General features: G+C 68.9%; 13 protein-coding genes and 3 tRNA genes. 8 read left to right on the plus strand and 8 right to left on the minus strand.

What is annotated here, in order from left to right:
• Positions 1–2: 2 nt before the first annotated feature.
• Both purN and purM read right to left on the minus strand, forming a co-directional pair.
• Positions 3–608, minus strand: a complete 606-nt coding sequence (gene purN, locus ACK8OR_RS05020) for a phosphoribosylglycinamide formyltransferase (protein WP_410188342.1) — start codon at positions 606–608, stop codon at positions 3–5.
• Entirely contained in the window at positions 605–1,654 is a 1,050-nt protein-coding gene (gene purM / locus ACK8OR_RS05025; RefSeq protein WP_410188343.1) for a phosphoribosylformylglycinamidine cyclo-ligase, read from the minus strand. Before purM ends, purN begins: the two co-directional genes overlap by 4 nt.
• 119 nt (positions 1,655–1,773) lie before the next feature.
• Here purM and ACK8OR_RS05030 point away from each other — a divergent pair, with 119 nt between their 5' ends.
• The gene (locus ACK8OR_RS05030; protein WP_410188344.1) at positions 1,774–2,673 is read left to right on the plus strand and encodes a sterol desaturase family protein; all 900 of its coding nucleotides are present in this window, start codon (positions 1,774–1,776) and stop codon (positions 2,671–2,673) included.
• 4 nt (positions 2,674–2,677) lie between these two features.
• Here ACK8OR_RS05030 and ACK8OR_RS05035 read toward each other — a convergent pair whose 3' ends face one another.
• Positions 2,678–2,875, minus strand: coding sequence for a hypothetical protein (locus tag ACK8OR_RS05035; protein WP_410188345.1), 198 nt, complete (start codon positions 2,873–2,875; stop codon positions 2,678–2,680).
• A gap of 120 nt (positions 2,876–2,995) precedes the next feature.
• Between ACK8OR_RS05035 and ACK8OR_RS05040 the strand changes: the two genes are divergently transcribed.
• Together ACK8OR_RS05040 and ACK8OR_RS05045 are read left to right on the plus strand one after the other, a co-directional pair.
• Positions 2,996–3,072 (plus strand) — tRNA-Ile (locus tag ACK8OR_RS05040).
• A 50-nt stretch (positions 3,073–3,122) separates the two neighbouring features.
• Positions 3,123–3,509, plus strand: coding sequence for a hypothetical protein (locus ACK8OR_RS05045; RefSeq protein ID WP_410188346.1), 387 nt, complete (start codon positions 3,123–3,125; stop codon positions 3,507–3,509).
• Positions 3,510–3,516: 7 nt separating this feature from the next.
• Here ACK8OR_RS05045 and ACK8OR_RS05050 read toward each other — a convergent pair whose 3' ends face one another.
• Positions 3,517–4,779: an ATP-binding protein gene (locus ACK8OR_RS05050; RefSeq protein WP_410188347.1), complete on the minus strand. Its 1,263-nt coding sequence runs from the start codon at positions 4,777–4,779 to the stop codon at positions 3,517–3,519.
• Here ACK8OR_RS05050 and ACK8OR_RS05055 point away from each other — a divergent pair.
• The 4 genes from ACK8OR_RS05055 (at position 4,778) to ACK8OR_RS05070 (ending at position 6,505) form a co-directional block, all read left to right on the plus strand.
• Positions 4,778–5,662 (plus strand): MBL fold metallo-hydrolase, encoded by an 885-nt coding sequence (locus ACK8OR_RS05055; protein ID WP_410188348.1) that lies wholly within the window; start codon positions 4,778–4,780, stop codon positions 5,660–5,662. The two genes, ACK8OR_RS05050 and ACK8OR_RS05055, sit on opposite strands and share 2 nt — an antisense overlap.
• 59 nt (positions 5,663–5,721) lie before the next feature.
• A tRNA-Asn gene (locus ACK8OR_RS05060) sits at positions 5,722–5,796 on the plus strand.
• A gap of 105 nt (positions 5,797–5,901) precedes the next feature.
• Positions 5,902–5,975: transfer RNA gene (locus tag ACK8OR_RS05065), tRNA-Gly, on the plus strand.
• A gap of 47 nt (positions 5,976–6,022) precedes the next feature.
• Positions 6,023–6,505, plus strand: coding sequence for an acyl-CoA thioesterase (locus tag ACK8OR_RS05070; RefSeq protein WP_410188349.1), 483 nt, complete (start codon positions 6,023–6,025; stop codon positions 6,503–6,505).
• A gap of 1 nt (position 6,506) precedes the next feature.
• Here ACK8OR_RS05070 and pgi read toward each other — a convergent pair whose 3' ends face one another.
• From pgi to ACK8OR_RS05090, 4 genes are read right to left on the minus strand one after another with little or no spacing between them, the layout of a single operon-like run.
• Positions 6,507–8,096, minus strand: a complete 1,590-nt coding sequence (gene pgi, locus ACK8OR_RS05075; protein ID WP_410188350.1) for a glucose-6-phosphate isomerase — start codon at positions 8,094–8,096, stop codon at positions 6,507–6,509.
• A 12-nt stretch (positions 8,097–8,108) separates the two neighbouring features.
• The gene (gene pgl, locus ACK8OR_RS05080; protein WP_410188351.1) at positions 8,109–8,780 is read right to left on the minus strand and encodes a 6-phosphogluconolactonase; all 672 of its coding nucleotides are present in this window, start codon (positions 8,778–8,780) and stop codon (positions 8,109–8,111) included.
• The gene (gene zwf / locus ACK8OR_RS05085; RefSeq protein WP_410188352.1) at positions 8,777–10,234 is read right to left on the minus strand and encodes a glucose-6-phosphate dehydrogenase; all 1,458 of its coding nucleotides are present in this window, start codon (positions 10,232–10,234) and stop codon (positions 8,777–8,779) included. Before zwf ends, pgl begins: the two co-directional genes overlap by 4 nt.
• Positions 10,235–10,275: 41 nt before the next feature.
• Complete coding sequence (locus ACK8OR_RS05090) at positions 10,276–11,427, minus strand: anhydro-N-acetylmuramic acid kinase (RefSeq protein WP_410188353.1); 1,152 nt, start codon at positions 11,425–11,427, stop codon at positions 10,276–10,278.
• Positions 11,428–11,490: 63 nt separating this feature from the next.
• On the opposite strand from ACK8OR_RS05090, the gene tyrS reads away from it, so the two are divergent.
• The gene (tyrS, locus tag ACK8OR_RS05095) at positions 11,491–12,741 is read left to right on the plus strand and encodes a tyrosine--tRNA ligase (RefSeq protein ID WP_410188354.1); all 1,251 of its coding nucleotides are present in this window, start codon (positions 11,491–11,493) and stop codon (positions 12,739–12,741) included.
• Positions 12,742–12,782: the final 41 nt, after the last annotated feature.

Raw genomic sequence — 12,782 nt, forward strand, 5'->3', positions numbered from 1 at the left:
GTCTAATCCATTCCCCCCGGAGGGGGAAGGTCGATGCGCCCCGTCTCGCCGTCCGCCACGCGCCGCAGCACGGCCGGATAGAGGCGATGTTCCTGCATCAGGACGCGCGCGGCCAGCGTCTCGGGCGTGTCGCCGGGCCGGACCGGCACGCGCGCCTGTCCCAGGACCGGCCCGCCATCGAGTTCGGCCGTCACCTCGTGGACGGAACACCCGGCCTCGGCATCGCCGGCAGCGATGGCGCGCGCATAGGTGTCGAGCCCCGGATAGCGCGGCAGGAGCGAGGGGTGGATGTTCAGGACCCGCCCCGCCCAGCGCGCCGTGAAGGCGGGTGTCAGGATGCGCATGAAGCCGGCGAGGCAGATGATGTCGGGTGCGGCGGCCTCCAGCACCTCGGTCAGGCGCGCCTCGAACGCAGCGCGGGCGGCGAAGTCGCGGTGGTCGACGACGGCCGTCTCGATCCCCAGCGCCGCCGCCTTGGCGAGCCCGCCCGCATCCGGGTCGTTGGCCAGCACGAGGACCGGGCGTGCCGGATGGTCGCCCCGCATGTCCTCGGCGAGGCGGACCATGTTCGATCCGCCGCCGGAGATCAGGATCGCGACGCGTTTCACCAGCCGGGCTGGCCCGCATAGGTCACGCCCGGCGTCACAGTGACCGTGCCGATCCGCGACACCGTCTCGCCCGCTTCGGTCAGGCGTTCGGTCACGGCCTCGGCCCGGTCGGCAGCCACGACGACGACCATGCCGATGCCGCAGTTGAAGGTCTTGAGCATCTCGGCCTCGGCGATCCCACCCGCGCGGGCGAGCCAGCCGAAGACCGGCGGCGCGGTCCATGCCGAAAGGTCGATCGCGGCCCCCAGCCCGTCCGGCAACACGCGGGGCAGGTTCTCGGTCAGCCCGCCGCCCGTGATATGGGCCAGCGCGTGGACGCCGCCCGCGCGGATCGCGTCCAGCACCGAGCGCACATAGAGCCGCGTCGGCACGAGGAGCGCCGCGCCCAGCGGCCCGTCCGCGAAAGGCGCGGGTTCGTTCCACCCGAGGCCGGCCGCCCCGGCCACGCGGCGCACGAGACTAAAGCCGTTGGAATGGACCCCGTCGGACGCGAGGCCCAGCAGCACGTCGCCCTCGCCCACGCCGGCGGGCAGGTCCGCGCCCCGCTCCATCGCGCCGACCGCGAAGCCCGCGAGGTCGAAATCGCCGCCCGCATACATCCCCGGCATCTCGGCCGTCTCGCCCCCGATCAGTGCGGCCCCGGACGCGGCACAGCCCCGCGCGATGCCCTCGATGATCCGCGCGGCGGCCTCGGTCTCGAGCTTGCCGGTCGCGAAATAATCCAGGAAGAACAACGGCTCCGCACCTTGGCAGACCAGGTCGTTGACGCACATCGCCACGAGGTCGACGCCCACGCCGTCGAGTTCGCCCGTATCGATGGCCAACCGCAGCTTGGTGCCGACGCCGTCGGTCGCCGCCACGAGGATCGGGTCGGAATAGCCCGCCGCCTTGAGATCGAAGAGCGCGCCGAAGCCGCCCAGACCCGCCATCGTGCCGGGCCGTTCGGTGGCTTTCGCGGCGGGTTTGATCCGGTCCACGAGCGCGTTCCCCGCGTCGATATCGACACCCGCATCCGCGTAGGTCAGTCCCGCCTTGCCATCGCCCATGAACGCCCCCTGTCCGGTCGCCCGCGACCTAGCAGGCACCCGGCGGCGCGGCAACGGGCGCACTTGACGGCGATGGCGGCGATGCGCACCCATGACGCGCAGGACGGTCGGAGCGCGAAATGGATTGGCAGTCGTTCTACGGGGCGGTGTTCGGGATGGGCGAGGTGATCGCGCCGGAATACCTCCTGATCTGCCTCGTCGTGGGCTTCCTGCTCTGGCGGCGGCGCAAGCCCGGCATCGGCTTCTGGGCGTGGTTCACCCCGCGCCGCATCTGGACGCACCGCTCGCACCGCCTCGACCTCGCGCTCTTCGGGATGAGCCGCCTTCTGATGATGTCCGGCCTGCTCGCGCGCCTCACGGTCACGCCGGTCGTCGCGCTCGCGTTGGCCGACGCGATGGGCACCGGCGCGCGCGAGGATGTGGCCCCCTGGGTGCTGGCCGCGCTGGCCTTCGTGGCGATGGATTTCGCGAAATACTGGCTGCATCGCGTGTTGCACGGCTCGCGGCGGCTTTGGCCGATCCATGCGCTGCACCATTCCGCCGAGGTGATGACCCCGATCACGACTTACCGGCAGCATCCGCTCTGGATCATGGTCAGCACCGTGATCCTAACCGCGCTGCTGGGTGTCGTGCTGGGCCTCGTGGTCGGCACGCTGGCACCCGACGCCACCATGACCGAGGTCGCGGGCATCAACGCCTTCATCGTGCTGGCCAATGCGGGCCTCGCGACGTTCCACCACAGCCATGTCTGGATCGGCTTCGGTCCAGTGCTCGAGCGGATCGTGATCTCGCCCGCGATGCACCAGATCCACCACTCGACCCGCCCCGAGCATCACGACCGCAACTTCGGCGAAACGCTCGCGATCTGGGACTGGGCCTTCGGCACGCTCTACCTCACGCGGGGCGAGGAGGACGTGGAGTTTGGCCTCGAGGGACGGGACGGCCGGGAATACGCCGCCCACGGGATCGGGACCGCGCTATTGCTTCCGTTGCGGCGCCTGATGGCACCGCGCGGTTAGGCCGTCACTCGCCCGCGGCCCCCGCGCCGGCACCCGCGCCCGTCGCCGCGGCGATGCCCGCGATGATCAGCACGACGGCCGCGACGATGATGCCCGCATCGCTGCCGCCGCCGGACGCCGTCGGAGCAGCCGCAACGCCGGCATTGGCCTGCGGTACCGAGAGACTGGCTGCGAGAAGGCCCGCGCAGAGGATCTTTTTCATGATATTCCCCGATAAATTGCGTGACCGCAGGCTAACGCTTGATGCGGCCGTCCAACAAGGACTTCCTGCGGGCGCGCCGCGCTTGACCCCGCAGCCGCATCTGCTAGCCCGGTTCCCGGCGGGCCTGTAGCTCAATTGGTTAGAGCAGGGCGCTCATAACGCCTTGGTTGCGGGTTCAAGTCCTGCCGGGCCTACCAGTCCCCCGCCGGTTCATCAGATGGCAACCCTTTCGTGGTGTCCTCGCCCGATGATCCGCCGCGTCCGTCCCCCGATCCGCGCGACCGCGCTCGCCATCGGTCTTGCCGCCTGCGGCGGACCTGATGGCATCTCCGTCACGCCGGTCACGCTATCATCGCGCGACATCGGGGCCGCGACGGCCCATGTTGCGGCCCGGATGCGCCGTCCCGATCAGGTCCAGTTCCGCGCACCGCAGGGGTTTCGCACCCGCGCGGGCGACACGATCCTCTGCGGTGAATACGACGCGGCGATCGGCCCCAACGACTGGGCCGGGTTCGCGCCGTTCTACGTCCGCCTTCGCGCGGGCGTCGTACGCGTCGCGCATCTGGGCGACGGGCTCGGCGGTCCCGCCTGCGCCGCCGCGCGGCGCGGCCGCGTCCGCGTGATGCCCGGCTGACCCTGCCTCAGCGCGGCAAGATGATCTCGGCCTTCAAGCCGCCCATCTCGGACGTGCCCAGCCGCAACGATCCGCCATGGGCGCGCGCCACGTCGCGCACGATGCTCAGGCCCAGCCCGACATTCCCGCGCGTATTCGTGCGCGCCGTATCCAGCCGCGCGAACGGGCGCACGGCATCGGCGCGCCGGTCTTCGGGGATGCCCGGCCCGTCATCTTCGACGGTGACGACGATCGTGCCGTCGGTGGCTGCAACCTCGACGCGCGCCCGCGTGCCGTAGGACATCGCGTTCCCGACGAGATTCGTGACCGCTCGCCGCATGCCGTCGGGAAAGAGACCCGCCTCCACCGGCACGCCCTCGACGACCACCCCGCCCCGCGGGCTGGCCGCTTCGGTCGCCTCGCGGACAAGCGCCAGCACCTCGGTCGCCTGCCGAACGTCGCCCGCATCCTCGCGCGCGAAATCGAGAAACGTGTCGATGATCCGCTCCATCGCGGCCACGTCGCGCGACAGCGCATCGGCCTCATCGCCCTCCATCATCGACAGCTCGAGCTTCATCCGCGTCAGCGGCGTCCGAAGGTCGTGACTCACCCCCGACAGGAGCAGCGTCCGCTGCTCGATATGCCGCTCGATCCGCGCCCGCATCGCCAGGAAGGCCGTCCCCGCTGCGCGCACCTCTGTCGAACCCGTGGGCCAATAGGCGATGTCCTGTCCCCGCCCGAACCCTTCGGCTGCACGCGCCAGCCGCCGGATCGGCCGGATCTGGCCCCGCATGAACAGCAGGCTGATCGCGGTCATCATGATCGCCACCCCGAACATCAGCACCAAAAGCTGGTGCGGGTTCGAGGCCGACACGCTGCTCCGCGCGAATTCGAGGCCCGTTCCGTCGGCGAAGCGCAGCGCCACGCTCCGGCGGTTCGAGACCGTGTCGACGGCCACCAGGTCCGGAAAGACCTCGACCAAACGCTCGCGCATCGCCCGCCCCGACAGGTCCCAGGGCCGGATCTGCGTCACCTTGGGCCCGGCCACCGCCGCGATCCCGAGGCTTTCGCCCAGCTCCGGCCGCGCCCGGACCAGCGCGATCTCGCGCGACGTATTGGACGTCATCTGAACCGTGACGTCCTCGTAATGGCGTTGTAGGAACATCAGCGCCACGGCAAGCTGCAGCACGATGATCGGTACGATCAGGATCAGGAGCGCGCGCCAATAGAAGCTGCGCGGCAGCCAGCGCCGGGACGCGGCGCGGTGGGCGAGATCGGGAGGCGCAGCCATGACCGAGGACTACCGCGCGACGCCATCCGGCGAAAGCCGCCTGCTGCGCATCGTCGCGCCGAACCCCTCGCCGATGACGCAGGCCGGAACGAACAGCTACATCCTCGGCCATGATCGGCTGGCCGTGATCGACCCCGGTCCCGCGATCCCGGCCCATCTCGACGCGCTGTCCGATGCTCTTGGCGGCCGCCCGGTCGCCGCGATCCTCGTCACCCATTCCCATCTCGACCACTCGCCGGCGGCCCGCCCGCTGGCCGATCGCGTGGATGCGCCCGTCCTCGCCTTCGGTCCCTCGGATGCGGGCCGATCCGAGACGATGCGCCGCCTCCCGGATCTCGACGGCGGCGAAGGTGTCGACGGCGATTTCGCACCCGACGCGCGGCTCTCGAACGGCGACACGATCGCAGGCGGCGGCTGGACGCTCCGCGCGGTCCACACGCCCGGCCATATGGCCAACCATCTCTCGTTCCACTGGGTCGAGGCGAACGAGACCTTCACCGGCGACACCGTCATGGGCTGGGCCAGCACGATGATCTCGCCGCCCGACGGCGATCTGGGGCAATTCATGCGAAGCCTCGACCGACTCGAGGCCCTGGGCGCCGCGCGCTTCCATTCCGGCCATGGCGACGTCATCGACGCCCCCGCCGCCCGCTGCGCCGCGCTGCGCGCGCATCGCCACGACCGCGAGGCCGCGATCCTCGCCGCACTCGATGCCAGCGATACGATTGACGGCATCGTCGCCGCAGTCTACCGCGACACGCCCCCGGCCCTGCACGCCGCCGCGGCCCGCAACGTCCTCGCCCACCTGATCCACCTGGCCGAACGCGGCACCGTCGCCCCGGACGGCCCCATCGGCCCCGACGCCCGCTGGCGCCGCCGGTGATTTTTCCCCACGCCCCTCTTGCGCGCCGCGCCCGGCCTCGCTAATCCCGCCCTCGGTATTCCGGCGTAGCTCAGCGGTAGAGCAGTTGACTGTTAATCAATTGGTCGTAGGTTCGATCCCTACCGCCGGAGCCAACTATCCCGACATCGCGATCCTCATGCGCAGTGCGCGCCCCTAAGGTGCGCTTGCGATCTTTGCGCTTGCATCCGCACCGGGCGGGGGCTAGCACCACTCCCCGCGCGGGTATGGTGAAAAGGTATCACGCGAGCTTCCCAAGCTTAAGTTGCGGGTTCGATTCCCGCTACCCGCTCCACACGAAACCAACGGTTTAGAGGACGTTCTTCAGAAAATGGATGAACGATGACGCTGCCGTTCCTGACGCCGTTGCCCGTCGATGCCCTGCGCCGCGCGGGCGTGCCGGAGCCCTTCGGGTTCGGCCATGCCGACAAGGTCCGCTTTCACGAGCTCGACGTGCTCGATCACGTCAACAACGCCCGCTATCTCAGCTGGTTCGAGACGCTGCGCATCGCCTATCTGCGCGCCTACGGCATTTCCGACTATGCCGGGCGGGAGGATCGCCCCGTGCTGGTCCTGAAGTCGGTGGCGGTCGACTACCACGCGCCGCTGCATCTCGAGGACGTCTACGTCGTCGCGGGCCGCACCCGCGCCTATCGCACCACGTCCTGGTCGATGGAATACGGCGTGTATGCGGGGGGCCGGTGCTGCGCGACATCGCGGGCGGTGATCTGCCTGATGGAGGCCGATTTCACAACCAAACGCCCGCTACCCGACGCTTACATCGCCGCGTTCCGTGACCGCGACGGTGCAGCGTTCGAGGGCTGAGCTAGCCGCGCCAGTCGCGCAGCCGGTCCAGAAGTGCGCGCGTCGAGGCATCCTTGTCCGACGCGTCGCCGCCCTCGATCAGGGGGCCAAGCGAGGTCGCGAGTTCCTTGCCCAGCTCCACGCCCCATTGGTCGAAGCTGTTGATCCCGAGAACCTTGCCCTCGACGAAGACGCGGTGTTCGTAGAGCGCGACGATCCCGCCCAGCACCGCAGGCGTGAGCTTCGGATATATCAGCGTGGTCGAAGGGCGGTTGCCCTCGAAGACACGATGCGCCGCCTGCCGGTCCAGTTCAGCGCCCGAGAAGCGATCCCCGAGCAGGGCGCGCGCCTCATCAAGCGTCCGACCCTTAAGAAGCGCCTCGGATTGTGCGAGGCAGTTGGCGATCAGCAGGCGGTGATGGTGGTCCAGATCGGGCTCGTGCCCTTCGGCGGCGACCATGAACTCGCACGGCACCGGCACGCGGCCCTGGTGGATCAGCTGGTAGAAGGCGTGCTGGCCGTTGGTGCCCGGCTCGCCCCAGACGACGGGCCCTACGGGTCCGGGCAACGCCTCGCCCGCCATAGTCACGCCCTTGCCGTTCGATTCCATCTCGAGCTGTTGGAGATAGGCGGGCAGTCGCGCCAACCGGTTGTCGTAGGGCAGGACCGCACGGGTCGGGTAGCCGCAAACCTGGTGGTTCCAGATCCCCACGAGCGCCAGTAGGACGGGCATGTTGCGCGCCAGCGGGGCCTCGCGGAAATGGTCGTCCATCTCGCGCGCGCCGGCGAGGAACGCGTCAAAGGCATCTGGCCCGATGGCAATCATCAGCGACAGGCCGATCGGCCCCCACATCGAATAGCGCCCGCCGACCCAATCCTCGAAGCCGAACACGCGGGAGGGATCGATTCCGAAGGCGCCGGTCTTGTCCTCGGCCGTCGAGAGCGCCGCGAACTGCGCCGCCGGGTCTTCCACTGTCCGGCCCATCCAGGCCTTTGCTGTCTCGGCGTTGGTCAGGGTCTCGATGGTCGTGAACGTCTTCGACGCGACGATGACAAGCGTGGTCGCGGGGTCGAGATGCTTCGCCGTCTCGGCCCAGTCCGCGCCGTCTACATTCGAGACGAAATGCGTGCGCGGCCCGTCGTGATAGGGGGCGAGCGCCAGCGTCGCCATGGCAGGCCCCAGATCGGAGCCGCCGATGCCGATATTCACCACATCCGTGATCGCACCGCCCGCCCCCGTGAAGCGTCCGCTCCGCACGTCTTCGGCGAAATCGCGCATTCGGCCGAGCGTGTCGCGGACCTCCGGCATCACGTCGACGCCGTCGACCGTGACGGGTCGCGTCCCCCGCAATGCGGTATGCAGAACGGCGCGGTTCTCGGTCTCGTTGATTTTGTCTCCACGGAACATCGCGTCCCGTCGTTCGGGCAGGTTTTCCGCGAGGGAGAGTAGGCCGGACAGCGCGTCCTGCGTGATCGAAGACTTGGACGCATCGAACAGGAACGGGCCGATCTTGGCCCTCAATCCCGCGTTACGATCCTCATCCCTCAACAATTCCGTGATGGAAGCTCCAGTGTGGTGCCGCAGGGATTCGATCTCGGTCCAGGCTTTCATCACTTGTCCTTTTCAGGGCGCCCAGTGAACGATGGCGTCGTCGAGGAACGCGGCCACGGGCATGTCCATCTCGTCGGCCGAGCGAGCCGCGTCCAGCACGCGGCGCTTCTCGTCGCCCATGATCAGGAGATGGGTTTCCATCGCCGATTTGAGCGCCGGGGCGGTCAGCGTCACGCGCGGCTCGGGCGCGCCATCGGCCCGCATCGCCAAGAGCAGCGGCGCGTCGGGCGCCAGCCCCTCCGCCAGCCGGTCGCCGCCGGGAAAGAGGCTCGCCGTATGTCCGTCCGTTCCCATCCCGAGCAGAAGAAGCGAGATCGGCAACTCGCCCTCGAACCCGGCCTCGAGTGCGGGGATCCCCTCCTCGGGGGTTGGGGCGTCGTTGACCAAGGGCACGTGTACGGCGGCGGCAGCCTTCCCGGTCAGAAGGCTGTGCTTCAGAAGCGAGGTGTTCGACCGTTCGTGTCCCTCGGGCACCCAGCGTTCGTCGTTGAGGAACACGTGGACGCGGGACCAGTCCAGCTCGGCCGCCGAGAGGAGGTCGAACGTCTCGCCGGGCGACGATCCGCCGGGCACGCAGAAGCTCGCATGCTCGTGGACGAGGAGGCAGTTCTTGAGGGCCGAGGCCAGCGTGTCGGCCAGACCCATCGCCAGCATCTCGCGGTCGGGGTATTCGACGAGCTTCACGATCCGCCCTCCAGGTCGCGCCAGCGCCGCCCGTCGCGATGCAGCAGCATCAGCGCCTCCTCGGGGCCGACGGAGCCTTGCGCGTAGGCGTGCGGCCGGTCGCGCCGCTCCTCCCAGGCGTCGATGATCGGATCGGTCCAGGCCCAGGCGGCCTCGACCTCGTCGCCGCGCATGAAGAGCGTCTGGTTGCCCCGGATCACGTCCATGATCAGCCGCTCGTAGGCGTCGGGGATCTCGTCCTCGGCACCCAGGGCATCGGCGAAGGTCATATCGAGCGGGACATTGACCAGCCGCATGCCGCCCGGCCCCGGCTCCTTGATGGTGACCGACAGGTCCATGCCTTCGTCGGGCTGGAGCCGGATGGTCAGGGCGTTCGCCTTCGACCCGCCGTCGCGCTCGAAGATGGAATGCGGCGTCTCCTTGAACTGGACGACGATCTCGCTCAGGCGGCGCGTCATGCGCTTGCCGGTGCGCAGGTAGAAGGGCGTATGCTTCCAGCGCCAGTTCGAGATACCGACCTTCAGCGCGACGAAGCTCTCGGTCAGGCTGTCCTCGTTCTCGGCATCCTCGCGGTAGGACGGCTCCTTCCCGTCGGCCTTGTATTGGCCGCGTACGACATCCTCCGCCGGCACGGGATCGAGGGCCTTGATGACCTTCAGCTTTTCGTCGCGCAGCATGTCCGGGTCGAAGCGCGTCGGCGGCTCCATCGCGGTCAGGCAGAGAAGCTGCATGAGGTGGTTCTGCACCATGTCCCGCATCGCGCCCGAGGTGTCGTAATAGCTGCCGCGGCCGCCGACGCCGACCGTCTCGGCGACGGTGATCTGGACGTGGTCAATATAGCGCTCGTTCCAAAGGGGCTCGAAGAGGACGTTGGCGAACCGAACCGCCATCAGGTTCTGGACCGTCTCCTTCCCGAGGAAATGGTCGATGCGGTAGATCTGGTGCTCGTCGAAGCTCGCCGCGAGATCGGCGTTCAACGTCTTCGCGGTCTCGAGATCGGTGCCGAAGGGCTTTTCGACCACGAGGCGGGAATTCTCGCAGGCAATGCCGTTCTCGCGGAGCTTGGCGGCCAGCGGGCCGAAGAGGCTGGGCGCGACCGAGAAGTAGAACGCCTTGATCGCCTCGTCGCGGACGGCCGATTTCAGCTCGGACCAGCCACCGTCGCCCTTGGCGTCGATCGCGATGTAGGAGCACCGCTCGACGAAGGCGTCGATGGTCGGGCCGTCGCGCTTGGCCTTCGAGACGAACTCGTCGATCGCGGCGCGGATGTCCTTGCGGAACGCGTCGTCGGTCAGGTCCGATCGGGCCGCGCCGATGATGCGCGCGTCCTCGGGCACCTGCCCCGCGTGGAAGCGGCGGTAGAGCGAAGGCAGGATTTTGCGCCGCGCAAGATCGCCGGTCGCGCCGAACAGCACGAGATCGAAGGTCTCCACGGGGATTGTGCGTGACACCATGGGAAGCTCCTGCGATTGGGCCTCGCGGCCACCTGTTAACGCTAACGGGCCTTGGCTACCCGCCGCGTGGCCTTCTGTCTAGCGTTTGCGGATACGGTGTCCACCGCGCCGGGCGGGTGGCTGACCTGTCCGCCGCCGACCGCCGCCTTGACGCCCGTCGTGCCGGGAAAGCTGGTCGGCAGGCCGTGCCGGACGCGGACGGCGAGATAGGCGAAGGCCTGCGCCTCGAGCATGTCGCCATCGAGGCCGACCGCCTCGACCGGGTCGACCGCACATGGCAGCGCCGCGGCCAGCGCATCCATGATCGCCGGATTGCGCCGCCCGCCCCCGGTGACCAGAAGACGCGCGGGCCGCGTCGGGCACTGCTCCAGCCCATGCGCGACCGAGGCCGCGATGACCGCGACCCAGGTCGCCGCGCCGTGGCTGGGCGGCAGCGCGTCGATCGCGGCGCCTGCCCGGCGGAACGCGTCGCGGTCGAGAGATTTCGGAGGCATCCGGTAGAAGAACGGGTGCCGAATGAAATCCTCCACCAGCGCGGTGTGAACCTCCCCCTCCCGCGCAAGGGCCCCGTCCCGGTCGAAGGGCTGGCCCAGCCAGTCCATACAGAGATCGTCGATGGGCGCGTTGGCAGGCCCCGTGTCGAAGGCCAGTAGCGCGCCCTCGGCCTCGGGCGGGCGGGTCGGATCGAGCCAAGTCAGGTTCCCGACGCCCCCGAGGTTGAGGACGGCCAGCGGCACCTCGGCGCCGATATGCCGCGCGCAGGCGTGGTGGAACACGGGCGCCAGCGGCGCGCCCTCGCCGCCCAGCGTGACGTCCGAGGTCCGGAAATCCCAGACCACCGTGCGGCCCAACACCTCGGCCAGCACGGCCCCGTCGCCGCATTGATGGGTGCGCCGGTTCTCGGGGTCATGGGCGAGCGTCTGGCCGTGGAAGCCCACCAACTCCGCATCCGCGAAGCGCGACAGGAGGCGGGCATGGGCCGTCTCGACCGCCTCGGCGGCGGCGGCCACGGGTGCATCGCCCGGCCAGCATCCCAGCGCCGCCCGGATCGCCGCGCGGTCGGCATCGGAATAGGCAAGGTAGTCCGACGGCCCGAACCCCGTAATCGTCTCGCCGTCGGTCAGCACGATGGCGGCATCGACCCCGTCCATGGAGGTGCCCGACATCGCACCCAGCGCGCGAACGACCGCCATATCCCTTCCCCTCGCGTGGTGCCCGCGCTAAGCGGACCTGGCGTCAGAGATACCGGAAGTGCCATGACCTACCACCCCAAATCAGACTTCATGCGCGTGATGATCGAGCGCGGCTTCCTCGCCGACTGCACCGATTACCAGGGGCTGGACGAGGCTTTGATGGCGGGCGTGGTGCCGGGCTATATCGGCTTCGACGCGACGGCGTCGTCGCTGCATGTCGGGTCGCTGATCCAGATCATGATGCTGCGTTGGCTGCAGAAGACGGGGCACAAGCCGATCGTGTTGATGGGCGGCGGCACGACGAAGGTCGGCGACCCGAGCTTCCGCGCCGACGAACGCCCCCTGCTGACGCCCGAGCAGATCGACGCGAACATCGCGGGCATCAAGGCCGTGTTCTCGCATTACGTCGACTTCGGCGAGGGCGCGTCGGACGCGATCATGGCCAATAACGACGCGTGGCTCGACGGGCTGAACTACCTCGGGTTCCTGCGCGATGTCGGGCGGCATTTCTCGGTCAACCGGATGCTCAGCTTCGAGAGCGTGAAGTCGCGGCTGGATCGTGAGCAGAGCCTCAGCTTCCTCGAATTCAACTACATGATCCTGCAGGCCTACGACTTCCTCGAGCTGCATCGCCGCCACGGCTGCCTTCTGCAGATGGGCGGGTCGGACCAATGGGGCAACATCGTCAACGGCATCGACCTGACGCGCCGCATTCTCGACGATCAGGTGTTCGGCCTGACCACGCCGCTCCTGACGACGAGCGACGGCAAGAAGATGGGCAAGTCGCAGTCCGGCGCCATTTGGCTGAACGCCGACCTGCTGAGCCCCTACGAGTTCTGGCAGTTCTGGCGCAACACGACCGACGCCGATGTGGGTCGGTTCCTCAAGCTCTACACCGAGCTTCCGATCGAGGAATGCGACCGGCTGGGCGCGCTGGAAGGGTCCGAGATCAACGATGCCAAGATCGTGCTTGCCGGTGAGGTCACGGCGCTTCTGCATGGCCGCGCCGCCGCAGACGCCGCCGAGGCGACCGCCCGCGAGGTGTTCGAGCGGGGCGGCGCGGGTGACGACCTACCCACGGTGCTGCTGACCGACATGGAGGTCGCCGCCGGCATCTCGGTCGTGCAGCTGATCGTGCGCGCGGGCCTCGCGGGCTCCGGCAAGGCCGCCAAACGCCTCATCGCCGAAGGCGGCGCGCGGATGAACGACGAGGCGCTGACCGATCCGGGCCTCGTGCTCGACGCGGGTGCGCTGGCCGTGCCCCTGAAGCTCTCGGCAGGCAAGAAGCGGCACGCGCTGGTCAAGCTGGAATAGGTCGGGCGGCGGCGGGCGCGGCGCGGAACCTTCCCCTCGGC

Origin of the sequence: Jannaschia halovivens (assembly GCF_046452375.1) — a bacterium.
GTDB lineage: Bacteria > Pseudomonadota > Alphaproteobacteria > Rhodobacterales > Rhodobacteraceae > Jannaschia > Jannaschia halovivens.

Coding starts and splice junctions, on each gene's coding strand:
- purM (WP_410188343.1), bottom strand. CDS start 1,654: ATGGGCGATGGCAAGGCGGGACTGACCTACGCGGATGCGGGTGTCGAT.
- ACK8OR_RS05030 (WP_410188344.1), top strand. CDS start 1,774: ATGGATTGGCAGTCGTTCTACGGGGCGGTGTTCGGGATGGGCGAGGTG.
- ACK8OR_RS05035 (WP_410188345.1), bottom strand. CDS start 2,875: ATGAAAAAGATCCTCTGCGCGGGCCTTCTCGCAGCCAGTCTCTCGGTA.
- ACK8OR_RS05045 (WP_410188346.1), top strand. CDS start 3,123: ATGATCCGCCGCGTCCGTCCCCCGATCCGCGCGACCGCGCTCGCCATC.
- ACK8OR_RS05055 (WP_410188348.1), top strand. CDS start 4,778: ATGACCGAGGACTACCGCGCGACGCCATCCGGCGAAAGCCGCCTGCTG.
- ACK8OR_RS05050 (WP_410188347.1), bottom strand. CDS start 4,779: ATGGCTGCGCCTCCCGATCTCGCCCACCGCGCCGCGTCCCGGCGCTGG.
- ACK8OR_RS05070 (WP_410188349.1), top strand. CDS start 6,023: ATGACGCTGCCGTTCCTGACGCCGTTGCCCGTCGATGCCCTGCGCCGC.
- pgi (WP_410188350.1), bottom strand. CDS start 8,096: ATGAAAGCCTGGACCGAGATCGAATCCCTGCGGCACCACACTGGAGCT.
- zwf (WP_410188352.1), bottom strand. CDS start 10,234: ATGGTGTCACGCACAATCCCCGTGGAGACCTTCGATCTCGTGCTGTTC.
- ACK8OR_RS05090 (WP_410188353.1), bottom strand. CDS start 11,427: ATGGCGGTCGTTCGCGCGCTGGGTGCGATGTCGGGCACCTCCATGGAC.
- tyrS (WP_410188354.1), top strand. CDS start 11,491: ATGACCTACCACCCCAAATCAGACTTCATGCGCGTGATGATCGAGCGC.